Annotated in this window: 17 protein-coding genes; all 17 read left to right on the top strand. The window is 34.3% G+C overall.

Going from position 1 to position 13,866, the window contains the following annotated elements; translation table 11 throughout:
- Positions 1–12 precede the first annotated feature (12 nt).
- The 17 genes from yajC (at position 13) to JC2156_RS03815 (ending at position 13,710) form a co-directional block, all read left to right on the top strand.
- Positions 13–378 carry a preprotein translocase subunit YajC gene (yajC, locus tag JC2156_RS03885; protein WP_006845542.1) on the top strand — a complete coding sequence of 122 codons (366 nt, stop codon included), beginning with the start codon at positions 13–15 and terminating at the stop codon, positions 376–378.
- Positions 379–477: 99 nt separating this feature from the next.
- Complete coding sequence (dinB, locus tag JC2156_RS03880) at positions 478–1,596, top strand: DNA polymerase IV (RefSeq protein ID WP_013989138.1); 1,119 nt, start codon at positions 478–480, stop codon at positions 1,594–1,596.
- A 79-nt stretch (positions 1,597–1,675) separates the two neighbouring features.
- Complete coding sequence (locus JC2156_RS03875; RefSeq protein ID WP_006845540.1) at positions 1,676–2,626, top strand: DHH family phosphoesterase; 951 nt, start codon at positions 1,676–1,678, stop codon at positions 2,624–2,626.
- A gap of 14 nt (positions 2,627–2,640) precedes the next feature.
- On the top strand, positions 2,641–4,011 hold the full coding sequence (locus JC2156_RS03870; protein WP_006845539.1) for a DEAD/DEAH box helicase: 1,371 nt from the start codon (positions 2,641–2,643) through the stop codon (positions 4,009–4,011).
- Between the two features lie 19 nt (positions 4,012–4,030).
- Complete coding sequence (locus tag JC2156_RS03865) at positions 4,031–4,957, top strand: YitT family protein (RefSeq protein WP_006845538.1); 927 nt, start codon at positions 4,031–4,033, stop codon at positions 4,955–4,957.
- A 16-nt stretch (positions 4,958–4,973) separates the two neighbouring features.
- Positions 4,974–5,159, top strand: coding sequence for a 2-hydroxymuconate tautomerase (locus tag JC2156_RS03860; RefSeq protein ID WP_006845537.1), 186 nt, complete (start codon positions 4,974–4,976; stop codon positions 5,157–5,159).
- Positions 5,160–5,348: 189 nt separating this feature from the next.
- Positions 5,349–6,851, top strand: a complete 1,503-nt coding sequence (glpK, locus tag JC2156_RS03855) for a glycerol kinase GlpK (RefSeq protein ID WP_006845536.1) — start codon at positions 5,349–5,351, stop codon at positions 6,849–6,851.
- A gap of 170 nt (positions 6,852–7,021) precedes the next feature.
- Positions 7,022–7,747, top strand: coding sequence for a YebC/PmpR family DNA-binding transcriptional regulator (locus tag JC2156_RS03850; RefSeq protein ID WP_006845535.1), 726 nt, complete (start codon positions 7,022–7,024; stop codon positions 7,745–7,747).
- Positions 7,748–7,857: 110 nt separating this feature from the next.
- Positions 7,858–8,751 (top strand): competence type IV pilus ATPase ComGA, encoded by an 894-nt coding sequence (comGA, locus tag JC2156_RS03845; RefSeq protein WP_006845534.1) that lies wholly within the window; start codon positions 7,858–7,860, stop codon positions 8,749–8,751.
- Positions 8,741–9,742, top strand: a complete 1,002-nt coding sequence (locus JC2156_RS03840; RefSeq protein ID WP_006845533.1) for a type II secretion system F family protein — start codon at positions 8,741–8,743, stop codon at positions 9,740–9,742. Before comGA ends, JC2156_RS03840 begins: the two co-directional genes overlap by 11 nt.
- On the top strand, positions 9,736–10,056 hold the full coding sequence (locus JC2156_RS03835; RefSeq protein ID WP_006845532.1) for a competence type IV pilus major pilin ComGC: 321 nt from the start codon (positions 9,736–9,738) through the stop codon (positions 10,054–10,056). Before JC2156_RS03840 ends, JC2156_RS03835 begins: the two co-directional genes overlap by 7 nt.
- Before the next feature lie 50 nt (positions 10,057–10,106).
- Positions 10,107–10,472, top strand: coding sequence for a hypothetical protein (locus JC2156_RS03830; RefSeq protein WP_006845531.1), 366 nt, complete (start codon positions 10,107–10,109; stop codon positions 10,470–10,472).
- Between the two features lie 167 nt (positions 10,473–10,639).
- Positions 10,640–10,741, top strand: a complete 102-nt coding sequence (locus JC2156_RS08855) for a prepilin-type N-terminal cleavage/methylation domain-containing protein (protein ID WP_155815918.1) — start codon at positions 10,640–10,642, stop codon at positions 10,739–10,741.
- Positions 10,738–11,145, top strand: a complete 408-nt coding sequence (locus tag JC2156_RS03825; protein ID WP_006845529.1) for a hypothetical protein — start codon at positions 10,738–10,740, stop codon at positions 11,143–11,145. Before JC2156_RS08855 ends, JC2156_RS03825 begins: the two co-directional genes overlap by 4 nt.
- A gap of 73 nt (positions 11,146–11,218) precedes the next feature.
- Positions 11,219–11,380, top strand: a complete 162-nt coding sequence (locus JC2156_RS09090; RefSeq protein ID WP_006845528.1) for a hypothetical protein — start codon at positions 11,219–11,221, stop codon at positions 11,378–11,380.
- 42 nt (positions 11,381–11,422) lie between these two features.
- Positions 11,423–12,424: a class I SAM-dependent methyltransferase gene (locus JC2156_RS03820; protein ID WP_006845527.1), complete on the top strand. Its 1,002-nt coding sequence runs from the start codon at positions 11,423–11,425 to the stop codon at positions 12,422–12,424.
- Positions 12,425–12,525: 101 nt separating this feature from the next.
- A complete protein-coding gene (locus JC2156_RS03815) occupies positions 12,526–13,710 on the top strand; it encodes an acetate/propionate family kinase (RefSeq protein WP_006845526.1) in 1,185 nt (394 codons plus the stop codon).
- The last annotated feature ends 156 nt before the right edge of the window (positions 13,711–13,866 follow it).

The raw sequence follows: 13,866 nt of genomic DNA, 5'->3' as shown, positions 1-13,866 counted from the left end.
AGATTTTAACACATGTCACAAAGTTTATTGATTTTTGTTGCGTTTATCGCCTTGATGTATTTCATGATGATTCGCCCACAACAAAAAACTGCAAAAAAGCGTCAAAGTATGTTGAACGAAATAAAGCCAGGAACTGAAATTGTTACCATTGGTGGTTTGCATGGTAAGATTGATTCACTTGATAAAGATACATTCAGTCTTGATGCTGATGGTGTATTTTTAACTTTTGAACGGTCTGCTATTCGAACGGTCGTTGAGAATAAGGATGCAGCTGAAGTAGTTGAAACTACAGATGCTCCAGTAGTAGCAGAAAACACAAAGATTGTTGATGAAACTAGTTCTGTTAAAGAGGATGCGGTTTCAACAAAAGAAGATTAATTTTTAATCTGGTGAGGAGGCTTGGTGTATTTATATCCAAGTCTCTTTTTATATCGACATAATTTTTCAATGCATTCTAAAGTTAGGATAGTAAATGATATGGCTGATTTATTTGATATTCCATTAAAATTAAATAGTGATCGTCATATTATACATATTGATATGGATGCATTTTATGCGCAAATTGAAATGCGAGACCATCCAGAATATCGAGATGAAGCAATAATTTTGGCCAATGATCCACGTTTAACGGGAGGACGTGGAGTAGTTGCAACTGCCAATTATCAAGCTCGTAAACTAGGGGTGCATTCAGCAATGAGTGCTGTAGAAGCCTTGAAATTGGCACCTCATGCCCGTTTCGTAGTTCCTAATTTCAAATTATATCGAAAAACGTCTCAATTAGTTCATGAAATTTTCCATCGATATACCGAAAAAATAGAACCAGTGGCGTTTGATGAAGCCTATTTGGATGTGACTAATGATTTATCGACATTTGATTCAGATTTAGATTTGGCGCATCATTTGCAACAGACGATTTTTGATGAATTAAAGCTTACCTCATCGGTGGGCGTTTCATATAACAAATTTATGGCTAAGTTAGCTTCAGAACACAATAAACCGGTCGGATTTACATATATTGATCCTAGCCAAATTAGAGAATTTTTGAATGATCTTAAGATTCAAGAAATTCGAGGAATTGGTAAAAAAACGATTCCTAAAATGAACGATTTGGGAATCTATAATGGATATGATTTATATCAACAAAGTCAAGCGACCTTGATTGATCATTTTGGTCGTGCAGGTTTTGATTTTTATCAAAGAATTCGAGGAGTTGATGATCGTGAGGTGGAGTGGAAAAGAGAACGAAAATCGATTGGAAATGAAAGAACTTATGGTCCCTTTTTATCTGAAGAAGCTGATGTTTTCGAGGCATTTCATCATTTAGCTAATTTATTAGAAACGTCCGTGCAACAAGAAAAAAAGCATGGAAAGACTTTAGTATTGAAAGTTAGAGATTCAGAATTTAAAACTGAAACACGGCGTCGAACTAATCTAGACTTTATGGAAAATAAAGCTGATTTATTTTACGATTTGGCATTGGAACTTTGGGATGAATTAGGAGGTTTTCAAGAACCAATTCGGTTATTAGGATTGACGATGACGAATTTGGCACCAATAACTTTTACCGATGTTCCGCTGGATTTATATGGGGTTTAACCAGCTTATCTGTGCTATAATTTGTTGTTAGTGATTAGAAAATAATTAAAAATATAATTGAAAGAATTGAGATAAAAATATGACGGCTGAAACAGTTATTTTAGAGCAAATTAAAAAGCATGATACAATTATCATTCATCGACATCAAAGGCCCGATCCAGATGCTTTTGGTGCACAATTTGGTCTAGCGGATTTAATTCAAAACTCATTCCCAGAAAAAAAAGTTTATACAGTTGGTAAAATGCAACACAGTGCCCTTTGGATGGGAACTATGGATGAAATTGAGGACCAACTCTATGAGGATGCACTAGTTATTGTAGTAGATACTGCTAATACTCCCCGAGTGGATGATCAACGTTGGGAACAAGGGGCTACAATTGTAAAAATTGACCATCATCCAAACGAAGAACCTTATGGAGATTATAATTGGGTGATTGAAGGTGCCTCTTCAACCTCTGCAATAATTTTTAGTTTCTATCAACAATTTAAAAATGAATTAGCGTTATCAAATAGTGGTGCTTCATATTTGTATAACGGAATTGTTGGTGATACTGGAAGATTCTTATATGCTACAAATGCGAAGACAATGGAAGTTGTTGCAGGATTAATGGAATTTGATTTTGATTGGTTTAAAATTAATCAAATGATGGATACTATTTCACCAGCTGCTGCTAAAATGTCTGGTTATGTTTTAAGTAATATGCAAATGAACGATCTAGGTTTAAATTATATTATTTTGAAACATGATGTTGTTGAAAGCTTTGAATTGGGAGATTTTGGGACTGCCTTTGTAGTGCCACTCTTAGGAAAAGTTAATACGATGAAAGCTTGGATTATCTTTGAAGAACAAGAAGAAGGTTTTTATCGAGTTCGCATGCGCTCTCGTGACGTGGTCATTAACAAAGTTGCGGCACGTCACGGTGGAGGTGGACACCCATTTGCTTCGGGTGCTTTAGCACAAGATCAAACTGAAATAAACACAATTATTGATGAAGTTAATGCTGTATTAGAAACAACCATTAACGAATAAAACAGGAGAAATTAATGGCAAAATTTACGGATTATAATTTAAAATCAGAAATATATCAAGCTCTAGGTGCAATCAACTTTAAAGAGCCAACACCGGTTCAAGAGAAAATGATTCCAGTGATTCTACAAGGTCGTTCAGTTGTGGGACAGTCACAAACTGGATCTGGTAAGACTCATGCTTTCTTGATCCCAATCTTTGAAAAATTGAATTTAACGGAATCAACAGTACAAGTTATTATCACTACACCTTCAAGAGAATTAGCGGCTCAAATTAATCGTGCTGCTAAGCAAATTGCGGATATGTTTGATGAAAAAATTCGGCCTCAAATCGGGTACTACGTTGGTGGAACCGATAAAGCCCGTCAAACTGCACAACTAGAAAATAAACAACCACAAATTGTTATCGGAACACCTGGTCGAATTCATGACCTTTCAAAAAATGGAGCTTTAGATATACATAAAGCATCAACTTTAGTTATTGATGAAGCTGATATGACATTGGATGGTGGTTTTTTACCAGATGTTGATGCGATTGCTGGAGCGTTGCCAAGTGATCTACAAATGATGGTATTTTCGGCTACGATTCCTAAAAAATTACAACCATTTTTGAAAAAGTATTTAAATAACCCAATTATTGAAGAAATTCCAAGTGAGACGGTAATTGCTAATACTATTACAAATCTATTGGTTGGAACTAAGGGTAAGACAAAAGATGAAGTCGTTTATAGTTTGTTAACGATGGGTAATCCATACATGGCCTTAGTATTTACTAATACTAAGGTTCGTGCCAAAGAATTGGCTAAGTATTTACGACAACAGGGACTTAAAGTTGCTGAAATTCACGGAGATATTCAACCACGAGAACGTCGTCGAGTGATGACTGCTATTCAACGACTTGATTATCAATATGTCGTGGCAACCGACTTAGCCGCTCGAGGAATTGATATTCCAGGGGTTGACTTGATTATTAATGATGGTATTCCAAATGAATTGGAATTCTTTATTCATCGAGTTGGACGAACTGGTCGTAATGGTCAAACTGGAACGGCAATTACAATTTATAATCCAGATGAAGAAGACCGAGTAGCTAGTGTTGAAAAAATGGGGATTGAATTCCAACCTAAAAACTTTAGTCATGGGGAATTGAAGGACGGAATTGATCGTCGTCGTCGGCGTCAACGACATAAGTCTACCCAAAAGCTTGATCCAACGATGTTGGGGATGGTTAAAAAGAAGAAGAAGCACGTTAAACCAGGATATAAGCATCAAATTAAGGCAGCAATTGCTAAAGATGCTCGCTTTAAGAAACGAGTTTCTGACCGTGAAGAGTTACGTGCTAATCGTAAGACTAAAAAGAAAGCATCTGATCAGGCTCGCGGAAAATAACATTTAGGAGGAAGATGCTTTGGTTTGGACATCAGTTAAAAATTACAGTATCCTCGTGGGGGGATTTATATTTGGTTCATTACTTGTTGCGGTATCCATGAATTTCTTCTTTATTCCTAATAATATTTTTTCAGCTGGATTTAATGGAATTGCGCAACTGTTAAATTTATTTTTGACTTATTTGTTTCATATTCATATTGAAGTAGGAACAATGATTTTGGTCTTTAATATTCCGATTGCGATTGCAGGTTGGTTTTGGGCTGGTCGTCGTTTCGTAGTATTAAGTTTCTTGAATAATTTGTTGGCATCTGGTCTACAAGTTTGGATGCCAAAAGTGAGCATTGTAAATAATGAACCGATCTTAGCTGCGTTATTTGGTGGAATGTTATTAGGGGTTGCCATTGGGATTACTTTTAGATTAGGTTTTTCTACTGGTGGAATGGATGTTGTTGCTGCTATTGTTCAAAAACGAACGGGTCGGTCAATTGGATCTGTTAGTATGATGATTAATGGGGGTATAGTTTTGATTGCTGGCTTCTTTATTGGCTGGCAAAATGCGATGTATACGATTATTGGAATTTATGCAACATCTGTTGCTATGGATAACATTTATACTAAACACCGAAAATTAACCGCATTTATTGTCACAAAGCATCCTGATGAAGTCATTGAAAACTTACAGGCGAATGTTGTTCGTGGTATTACAATTCTTGATTCTGTGGGTGCTTATACCAAGCACCCATCAAAAACATTGATGATGGTCCTTTCGCGTTATGAATTAGCAGATATGGAAAATTTAACTAAAGAAGCTGATCCAGATGCCTTCATCAATGTATTGAATACTGTAAATGTATCTAATAATTTCATTAATGAGGATTTACAGCGTCAAATTCAGGTTGAGAAAATTGCTGCTAAAAAGCAAATTTCAGATGTTTTAAATAATTAATAATAGGAGAGAAAAGATGCCATTTGTACATGTTGAATTAGTAGAAGGACGTTCAGAAGCTCAATTAAAAGCAATGATGTCAGAAATTACAGATGCAGTCGAAAAAAATGCCGGCGCACCACGTGATGCAATTAAAGTAATCGTTAATGAAATGCCTAAAAATCGTTATATGGATGGCGGAACTCTAAAGTCCGAAGCATAAAATAAAGTTATCTTTATTTTTAAAGCACGTATTAGCTTAAAATGTAAAAAAACGTTTGATATTACGATTATAGGGGACTGAGATAGTTTTAGCTTAGTCAATAATTTAGGTGAGGCAAACTTGCCTCGCCTTTTTATTTAAAAATATTTAACCAACTAATTTTTATTTGAGGGTAATAGGTAAAAAATAATGACAAAAGAATATGTAATGGCAATTGATCAAGGAACCACTAGTACTCGCGTCATTTTATATGATAAAAATGGTAATACAGTAGGGATGGTTAAAAAAGAGCTACCTCAAATTTTTCAGGAGCCAGGCTGGGTTGAACACGATGCAAATCAAATTTGGATTGACACTGAGTGGTTGATGCAGCAAGTTTTAACAAAATATGATATTCCTGCTCAGGAGATTGATTCAATTGGAATTACTAATCAACGCGAAACAACAGTTTTATGGGACCGAGAAACCGGTGAACCAGTAGCGCCAGCTATTGTTTGGCAATCTAAGCAGTCAAATATAATGGCTGATAAACTCAAAGAAAATCATTTAGAAGAAAAAATATATGATAAAACGGGTCTCTGGATTGATTCATATTTTTCAGCAACTAAAATAATGTGGTTATTAGACCAAAATTCAGAATTAAAACAATTGATGGATGAGGATCGACTTCGTTTTGGGACAATAGATTCGTGGCTGTTGTGGAAGCTCACTAGAGGAAAGGCCCATGCTACGGATTATACCAATGCATCACGAACTATGCTTTTTAATATTCATACCTTGCAATGGGATCCAGAGTTATTGGATCTTTATGGAATTAACCCAAACTTATTGCCGAAAGTTAAAAATTCATCAGATGATTTTGGTGAAACGATTCTGAAAGGTGTTCCAATTAAGATTGGAGCATTAGCTGGTGATCAGCAAGCTGCCTTGTTTGGACATCAAGCATTTAAGCCTGGTTCTATTAAAAGTACATATGGGACTGGCGCGTTTATTGTCATGAACACTGGAGATCAACCAAAAGTTTCAAAGCATGGTTTGCTAACAACGATTGCTTATGGTTTAAACGGAAAAATCACATATGCACTTGAAGGTTCAATTTTCGTCGCTGGATCAGCAGTTCAGTGGTTAGAAGAAGGAATGGATATCATTGATAATTCAGCAATGTCAGCAGAATATGCTTATCAGTCAAGCCAGTCAGTTCCTTATCAAGATATTTACCTGGTACCAGCTTTTACGGGCCTTGGTGCACCTTATTGGGATCAAAAAATTCGTGGAGCTGCTTTTGGATTAACTAGAGCAACTCGAAATCAAGATTTGGTACGAGCTACAATTGAATCTTTGGCATATCAAACTAAAGATGTTTTAGATGTAATGACCGTTGATACAGGACTCACACGAACTCATCTTTCTATTGATGGTGGTGCTGCAGCGAACGAATATTTGCATGAATTTATGGCTGATTTACTTCAAATAAAAATCACGAGACCACGAAAACTTGAAATGACTGCTCGTGGAATTGCGTATTTAGCTGGATTACAAAGTGGATTTTGGTCATCTATTGATCAACTACCCGATAATCCTGAGATGCTAACGGTTGACTATAATGAAGAGCATAAACAGACAATGCAAAAGCATTATGAAAATTGGCAAAAATCCGTTAAAGCTGCTCAAAAGTTTGCATATCATCGATAATTTTTTGATTATCATTAAAGTTAAAAATAATAACCGAATTAATTTAGTAAAGAGTAATAATGATATTTAAATCAAATATATTTGGTTCAAATATTGATATTGTTGTAAATTTGATTTATTATATAATTAATGAGTAGACTGTCAAAATAGATTGAAAAGAGGTTTTTGAAATGTCAGGACACAGTAAGTGGCATAACATTCAAGGACGTAAGAACGCCCAAGATGCTAAGCGTGGAAAAATTTTCCAAAAGTTATCACGTGACTTATATACTGCGGCTAAGTCGGGTGGAGTAGATCCAGATGGTAACCCTGGATTACGGTTAGTGATGGAAAAAGCAAAAGCAGCTAATATGCCTAAGGACAACGTGCAACGTGCCCTTGATAAGGCTTCTGGTGCTGGTGGTGCAAATTACCAAGAGTTAACATATGAAGGTTATGGACCAGCTGGAATTGCTGTTTTGGTTGAAACATTGACTGATAACACTAATCGAACTGCTTCAAATGTTCGTTCTGCCTTTAAGCATGCTGGTGGAGAATTGGGAACTTCTGGTTCAGTTGCTTTTCAGTTTGAACGTAAGGGATATATCGAAATTGCCCGTGGTGAAGACGCTCCTGAAATTGATGAAGATCAATTGTTTGAGGACATGTTAGAAGCTGGTGCCGATGATATGAAGACGTATGATGATCAATTTGAAATTTATACAGATCCAAAGGTTTTCCCAGAAGTTCGAGATGCACTAGAATCAAAAGGTTACACATTGATTAATGATGAAGTAACAATGATCGCTGATAATCCAATGGAAGTTCCAGAAGATAATGCAGAATCATTAGCAAAACTAGTTGAAGAATTAGAAGCTGATGATGATGTTTCAGCGGTATTTACTACAGCTGAATAATAATTTTTTTAAAGTCAAATGTGCATTAGCGCGTTTGGCTTTTTATTTTATTTTAAAAATTAAAAAACACTTTATGTTTTATTGGTTCCTTACTGTGTAAGGGGGTCAAAATGACAATTGAAAATATTTTTAATGAATTAGTTGAATGTGTTATTAAAGAAAAGGGGAGTGATTTATATATTTTACCGTCCAGTAATTATTATCGTATTATGATGATTACTAATAATGGTTTAAAAAAATTGCGGCAAGTTGAAGTTGATATTGGCTTACGGTTGCTTCGTTATATTAAGTTTTGTAGTGGGATGGATATTAGTGAAACACGTAGACCTCAGTTAAGTAGAATGACTTACCAAGTAGGGGGAACTAATTACAATTGTAGAATTTCAAGCGTTGGTGATTTTTTGAATCAAGAATCAATGGTTATTAGATTTTTATATCAAATTTGCAATATAGGTATTAAATTTAAAGATCCTGAACCAATTTATAAGTTAATTGAATCAGTAAAAAATATGAGTGGTTTAATTTTATTAAGTGGGAGGACAGGAGTTGGTAAAACAAGTACACTTTATTATGCTATTCAGCAGTTAAAAACAGCTCGATTGGTACTAAGCATTGAAGATCCAGTTGAAATTGAAGATAGTGAAATATTACAACTTCAAATCAATACACTTGCTGATATGAGCTATCAACAATTATTGAAATTGGCATTACGACATCATCCTGAAATTTTAATTATTGGAGAAATTAGAGACTCTAAAACTGCAAAAATAGCGGTTGAAGCCGGGATGAGCGGTCATTTGGTTTTGAGCACTGTACATGCCGATTCTTGTTTAGGAGTATGGTATCGCATGCTGGGGTTGGGCGTAGATGAGTGGGCATTGAAACATGTTTTATCAGGCGTTGGTTATCAAATAATGACAACGGTAAATGCTGAAAAAATGGCTGATTTACAGTATTTAACCCAACAAGATTTATTGATTGAAATGGAGAAAAATGGGATTTAAACGTTCGCAATGGTCGCGTCATGATCAAGTGCAATTTTTTGAAGTTTTAGGAGATTTACTAAATTCAGGCTATTCACTACAAGACGCATTAAATTCGATTCAAATGTTGCAGCCTAAAAATAGAAATATATTAGAAAGTGTTTTATTGGATATGAGGCAAGGAACAAGTTTTGAACTGGCGATTAAATCATATATGCCAATTAGAATAAATTTTCAATTAAGCTTTATTCAATTGCACGGCAATATGAGGGTAGTAGTGCAAGAGATTGGTAAACAAGAATATATTCATTTTATTCATCAACAAAAAATTAAAATGTTGTTATTATATCCAGGAATATTGCTGCTTTTAGTAACTTTATTAGGTATTGGATTAGTATTATTTTTCTCGAATGATATTTGGTCTAATAATAGCAATACATTATTAAATTCTCCTGAATTGTTAGGGATGGGCTTGGTATTAATTTTAATAATAATAATAATAATTTTGATGAAAAACGTATTTCGTAAAACTATTTTAAATTATTGGTATCTTTATTCAAAAATTCCACTTTTAAATAAGATATTAAATTTGTTGATATCTTATTATTTTTTATTTCATATGGGAATTTTATTGAAATCAGGGGTTAGCTTAGCAACAGTCATTACACGAATTAATAGAGTGAGGACAGTTCCTTTTATTGAAATGCTTGGTTCGGAGATGCAAAAACATCTTTTACAGGGTGAAGATTTAGTAACTGCCTTAAAAGAAATGCCTTTTTTACCAATAGAAGCAGAATGCTTATTTAAGACTGGTAAATCACAAGCGACAATTGGCTGCGATTTTATTCGCCTAGCTCTTTTGAAGAAAGAACAATTAGATCGTTTGATGGAAAGAGTATTGTTGTTAATCCAGCCAATTTGTTTTGGCATAATTGGATGTTTGATTATCGCATTATATTTGAAGTTTTTATTACCGATTTATTCTAATATGGGGGATTTTAACGGATGGTGAAAAAAAGAAAAGGTTTTACATTGATCGAAGTGGTAACTGCGTTATTTATAATTGGGTTATTAACAATGTTGATTTTGCCCAATATTCATAGAGTTCGCGATATTGCTAATCGACGTCAGGCAGAAACGATGGAAAGAACAATTCAAAGCCAAGCTGATTTATATTTATTAGAGCATCCAGAAGACAGGCCTGTCACTAAGGGAAAATTGTTAAAGGACAACTATTTAAGCAATCAACAATCAGCTCGTATGGAACAATTAGGTCTTGATTTTGACCATGAAGGGAATGTAAAACGCCACAAAAACGGGAAATGATGAAATCGAAAAGATCAGGTTTTACAATGATTTAAGTTCTTATAACAGCGATGTTGACGTTTTTAATATTAAGTACATTCGCGTATTTTAAACCTTCAACCCCAACTAAGCAAAACTGGGCTAACTTTAGACGAGAGTTACAATTTGAAGTTGATAGAGCGCGTAATTTGTCACAAACATCTCAGGTTTTAATTGAGGGTTGTGAACAAAAAGATAATCGAGCAATTATGATACAAAATAGAATGAAGTCTATGGTTTACTTACCCGAGGGGTGGGCTGTATATTATGGTGCTATTTCAGTACACTCGGGTTGGGTCCAACCTGGAACCATAACGCTTAAAAATCTTAAAAAGAAAGAATTTAAAGAATTAGTTTTCTCAATGGGGTGGGGTGATTTTGATCTTAGAACGCCGTAAAGGATATTTGATGTTAGATGCTTTGTTGGCTTTAGTTGTTATATGTCAAACAACAATTACTTGTCAGATGGTCATATCTAATCATCATCAAAATACAAACAGATTAATTCAGGAACAGATAAAGTTGTCAAAACAATTGCAAGAGGTAAGAGAACAGTGGGCGATTTATGCAAGTTGAACGAAAGGCATTTTCACTGGTTGAGGTTTTGGCTTCGCTTTTTGTTTTGGGGATAGTGGCTCAAATGATTACGGTCAATGTACACCAGTGATTACGGTCAATGTACACCAGTTAATTAATTTCAAGATATTAGAAGAAAAAGACTATTTTAAATATCAAGCCAACCGATTGATTTTAGATTTAAATCATCCTAAGCTAAATTTAAAATTTGTTATGGGTAATACTAAAATTGAAAAGAGACCAGTTTATCATTTTTATTCTAAAAAAAATAATAAAGATTATCGGTTGATAATTTGGCATCGACGGTTAGTTCTAACGGGTAGTAATAAAGGGTTTATGCCATTGAGCAAAGGCATTTATGTAGAAAAAATATTAACATCTGATAAACCTAATTATTTTAATATTATTATCAGGGAATTGGAGCATCTTAAGCATACCGGTAGAAATGACGACTGCTTATATGCGAAACGCATAATTTATTTAAACAATGATTAATGTAAATAGAGGGTTTATATTGCGTAGAAAAGGACATATTACAGTAACAATTTTATTGTTTAGTTTGGTATGTATGACAACTTTGAATTGTTTTTCACGAATTGAACGTAGACAATATGAAGTAATAATTGAACAAAATAAACGACTAAAACGTGAAATTAAACATTATCTATTACTGATTGAACGAGAGAATAAGCAGAAAACATCCCTTGCTAAAAGCTTTAAAAATGACTAAACTGAAAATTATATTTAATATAAAATTTTTAGAGGTGAAAGCATGTTTGAAAAAATTGAGCAAGCAGTTAATGTTCTACAATTAACGCGGAATGAAATAAGCGATGAAATGGATATTTCATCTATTGAAGCTTTAATAGAAGTGTTTTCTATGATTGTGGAGCATGATCATGAAGATTTGAACATGTTAGATCAAGAAATGGTTACGGCTTGGGAAAACAATGTAAATTCATTGTCATTAGAAAAAATGAACGTTACAGATAGACGTCAAATTTTACAATTGGTTTTGGTGGGAACTTTGATGGAGGACCAGTTACAGGCTAATTATCAAATTACACCAGACGCTATAGGAATGTGGGTAGCATATTTTGTAGATCAGTTTAATAATATAGAAAATAAGAGTAATCTATCAATATTAGACTTGGGAGTTGGGTCAGGTAATTTGAGTGCAACAATTCAGCAAGTCGTTGAAAATGGTGATCAGGTTAAAATAACGGGAATTGATAATGACGATACAATGCTTACCTTGGCAAGTGGAATGAATTCAATTTTAGGTTATGATTGGAATTTACAGTTAGCCGATGCTGTTGATTTTAATTTCACGAATAAATTTAATATCGTAGTGGGTGACTTACCAGTTGGAATGTATCCTAAACAGGTCGAAGATGGCTATAACGTTAAAACTAAACAAGATAACGATTTAACATACGTTCACCATTTATTGATTGAAAAAGCATTGAATACATTGGTTCCTGGTGGGACAGCTTTATTGCTAGTTCCCGAAAACATCCTAGAAACAGAGCAAGGTCCTGATCTTTTAAGACTATTTGCAGATGATACAGTTCTACTACAGGCAATTATTAAATTCCCTCAAAAGCTGTTTAAACAAGGAGCAGTTGGTAAAGAGTTAATGATTTTACAAAGGCGTGATGAAAGTCATACTCAAGCTGAACCTGTTTTGTTAGCCCAAATACCAGAAATCGGTGATAGTTCCTCTAATAAACAATTTATTGGAGACTTCTTAGACTGGAAAACTAAGATTTAGAAATAGCAAACCCTAGATTCTTATTTTCATGGTAAAATATAATTTATATAAAGTTACTATTAACTTTGATGTAATGCGAAAAATAAAGGAGATATTTAAGAATGGCGAAGACAATAGCAATTAATGCAGGATCTTCATCTTTGAAATTTCAATTAATTGAAATGCCAAGTGAAGAGGTAATTGCAAAGGGACAAATTGAACGAATCGGACTATCTGATTCTATTTTTTCATTAAAATTTAATGGAGAAAAGTTTGAAAACATCTTAGATATCAAAGATCATGAGCAAGGAATTGCTTATGTACTTGAACAATTTAAGCAACACGGTGTAATTTCTGATATTCAAGAAATTACAGGTGTAGGACATCGTGTCGTTGCTGGGGGTGAATGGTATAATCATTCCGTAGTAATCGATGACGATGTTATGGAGAAATTACAAAAACTAATTGATTATGCACCACTACATGAACCAGCTAACATTGTAGGGATTAAGACTTTTAAAAAATTAATTCCAAATGCATTATCAGTTGCAGTTTTCGACACTGCCTTTCATCAGACAATGCCGCAAGTTAACTATTTATATGGTTTACCATATGAATATTATACGAAGTACGGTGCACGTAAATATGGTGCACATGGAACTTCACACCGTTATATTTCAGCTCGTGCCGCTGAAATGTTAGGTAAGCCATTAGAATCACTAAAGATTATTACATTGCATTTGGGAGCTGGATCATCAATTACAGCCATTAAGGATGGAAAGTCATTTGATACTTCAATGGGCTTCACACCATTAGCTGGAGTAATGATGGCTACGCGAACGGGTGACATTGATCCATCATTAGTTAACTATATCCAAGAGCGTGAAGGATTAACTAATGAGCAAATGCTTGAAATTATGAACAAAAAGTCTGGTTTGTTAGGAGTGTCTACTATTTCTTCAGATATGCGTGATTTGAAAGAAGTAGCCGAAACTAATCCACATGCTAAGTTAGCTATTGATATGTGGGAAGACCGTGTTCTACGATATATTGGTCAATATATCGTAGAAATGGGCGGTGTGGACGTCTTAGTATTTTCTGGTGGAGTTGGAGAAAATTCTAAGGAACAACGTTCTCACATTATTGAACGCTTGAACTTTATGGGTATTAAGATGGACGAATCAAAGAATGATGTTTACGGTAAAGAAACAATTTTGACTGCCGAAGGATCAACTGCTGAGGTTTTGATTGTGCCAACAGATGAAGAAATCATGATTGCACGCGATGTTGAATCATTGAAAAAGTAAATTTAATTTTAAAAGAGCTGGATAGACGAATTTACGTGTATCTAGTTCTTTTTAATTTCAAGGTAAAATTCAGTCAATTTTTTAAAATAAATCATAATATAATTTATACGGTCCGAAAAGGTGCATGGTCTGCTATAATTATTAGAAGTGTAATTT

This window comes from Weissella koreensis KCTC 3621, assembly GCF_000277645.1.
Note: the sequence above shows the minus strand (reverse complement) of the source record. Positions and strands in the feature narration are given on the sequence as shown.

What these genes read in the sequence shown, in the direction of transcription:
- yajC (WP_006845542.1), top strand. Translation starts at nt 13, where the DNA reads ATGTCACAAAGTTTATTGATTTTTGTTGCGTTTATCGCCTTGATGTAT.
- dinB (WP_013989138.1), top strand. Translation starts at nt 478, where the DNA reads ATGGCTGATTTATTTGATATTCCATTAAAATTAAATAGTGATCGTCAT.
- JC2156_RS03875 (WP_006845540.1), top strand. Translation starts at nt 1,676, where the DNA reads ATGACGGCTGAAACAGTTATTTTAGAGCAAATTAAAAAGCATGATACA.
- JC2156_RS03870 (WP_006845539.1), top strand. Translation starts at nt 2,641, where the DNA reads ATGGCAAAATTTACGGATTATAATTTAAAATCAGAAATATATCAAGCT.
- JC2156_RS03860 (WP_006845537.1), top strand. Translation starts at nt 4,974, where the DNA reads ATGCCATTTGTACATGTTGAATTAGTAGAAGGACGTTCAGAAGCTCAA.
- glpK (WP_006845536.1), top strand. Translation starts at nt 5,349, where the DNA reads ATGACAAAAGAATATGTAATGGCAATTGATCAAGGAACCACTAGTACT.
- JC2156_RS03850 (WP_006845535.1), top strand. Translation starts at nt 7,022, where the DNA reads ATGTCAGGACACAGTAAGTGGCATAACATTCAAGGACGTAAGAACGCC.
- comGA (WP_006845534.1), top strand. Translation starts at nt 7,858, where the DNA reads ATGACAATTGAAAATATTTTTAATGAATTAGTTGAATGTGTTATTAAA.
- JC2156_RS03840 (WP_006845533.1), top strand. Translation starts at nt 8,741, where the DNA reads ATGGGATTTAAACGTTCGCAATGGTCGCGTCATGATCAAGTGCAATTT.
- JC2156_RS03835 (WP_006845532.1), top strand. Translation starts at nt 9,736, where the DNA reads ATGGTGAAAAAAAGAAAAGGTTTTACATTGATCGAAGTGGTAACTGCG.
- JC2156_RS03830 (WP_006845531.1), top strand. Translation starts at nt 10,107, where the DNA reads ATGTTGACGTTTTTAATATTAAGTACATTCGCGTATTTTAAACCTTCA.
- JC2156_RS08855 (WP_155815918.1), top strand. Translation starts at nt 10,640, where the DNA reads ATGCAAGTTGAACGAAAGGCATTTTCACTGGTTGAGGTTTTGGCTTCG.
- JC2156_RS09090 (WP_006845528.1), top strand. Translation starts at nt 11,219, where the DNA reads ATGACAACTTTGAATTGTTTTTCACGAATTGAACGTAGACAATATGAA.
- JC2156_RS03820 (WP_006845527.1), top strand. Translation starts at nt 11,423, where the DNA reads ATGTTTGAAAAAATTGAGCAAGCAGTTAATGTTCTACAATTAACGCGG.
- JC2156_RS03815 (WP_006845526.1), top strand. Translation starts at nt 12,526, where the DNA reads ATGGCGAAGACAATAGCAATTAATGCAGGATCTTCATCTTTGAAATTT.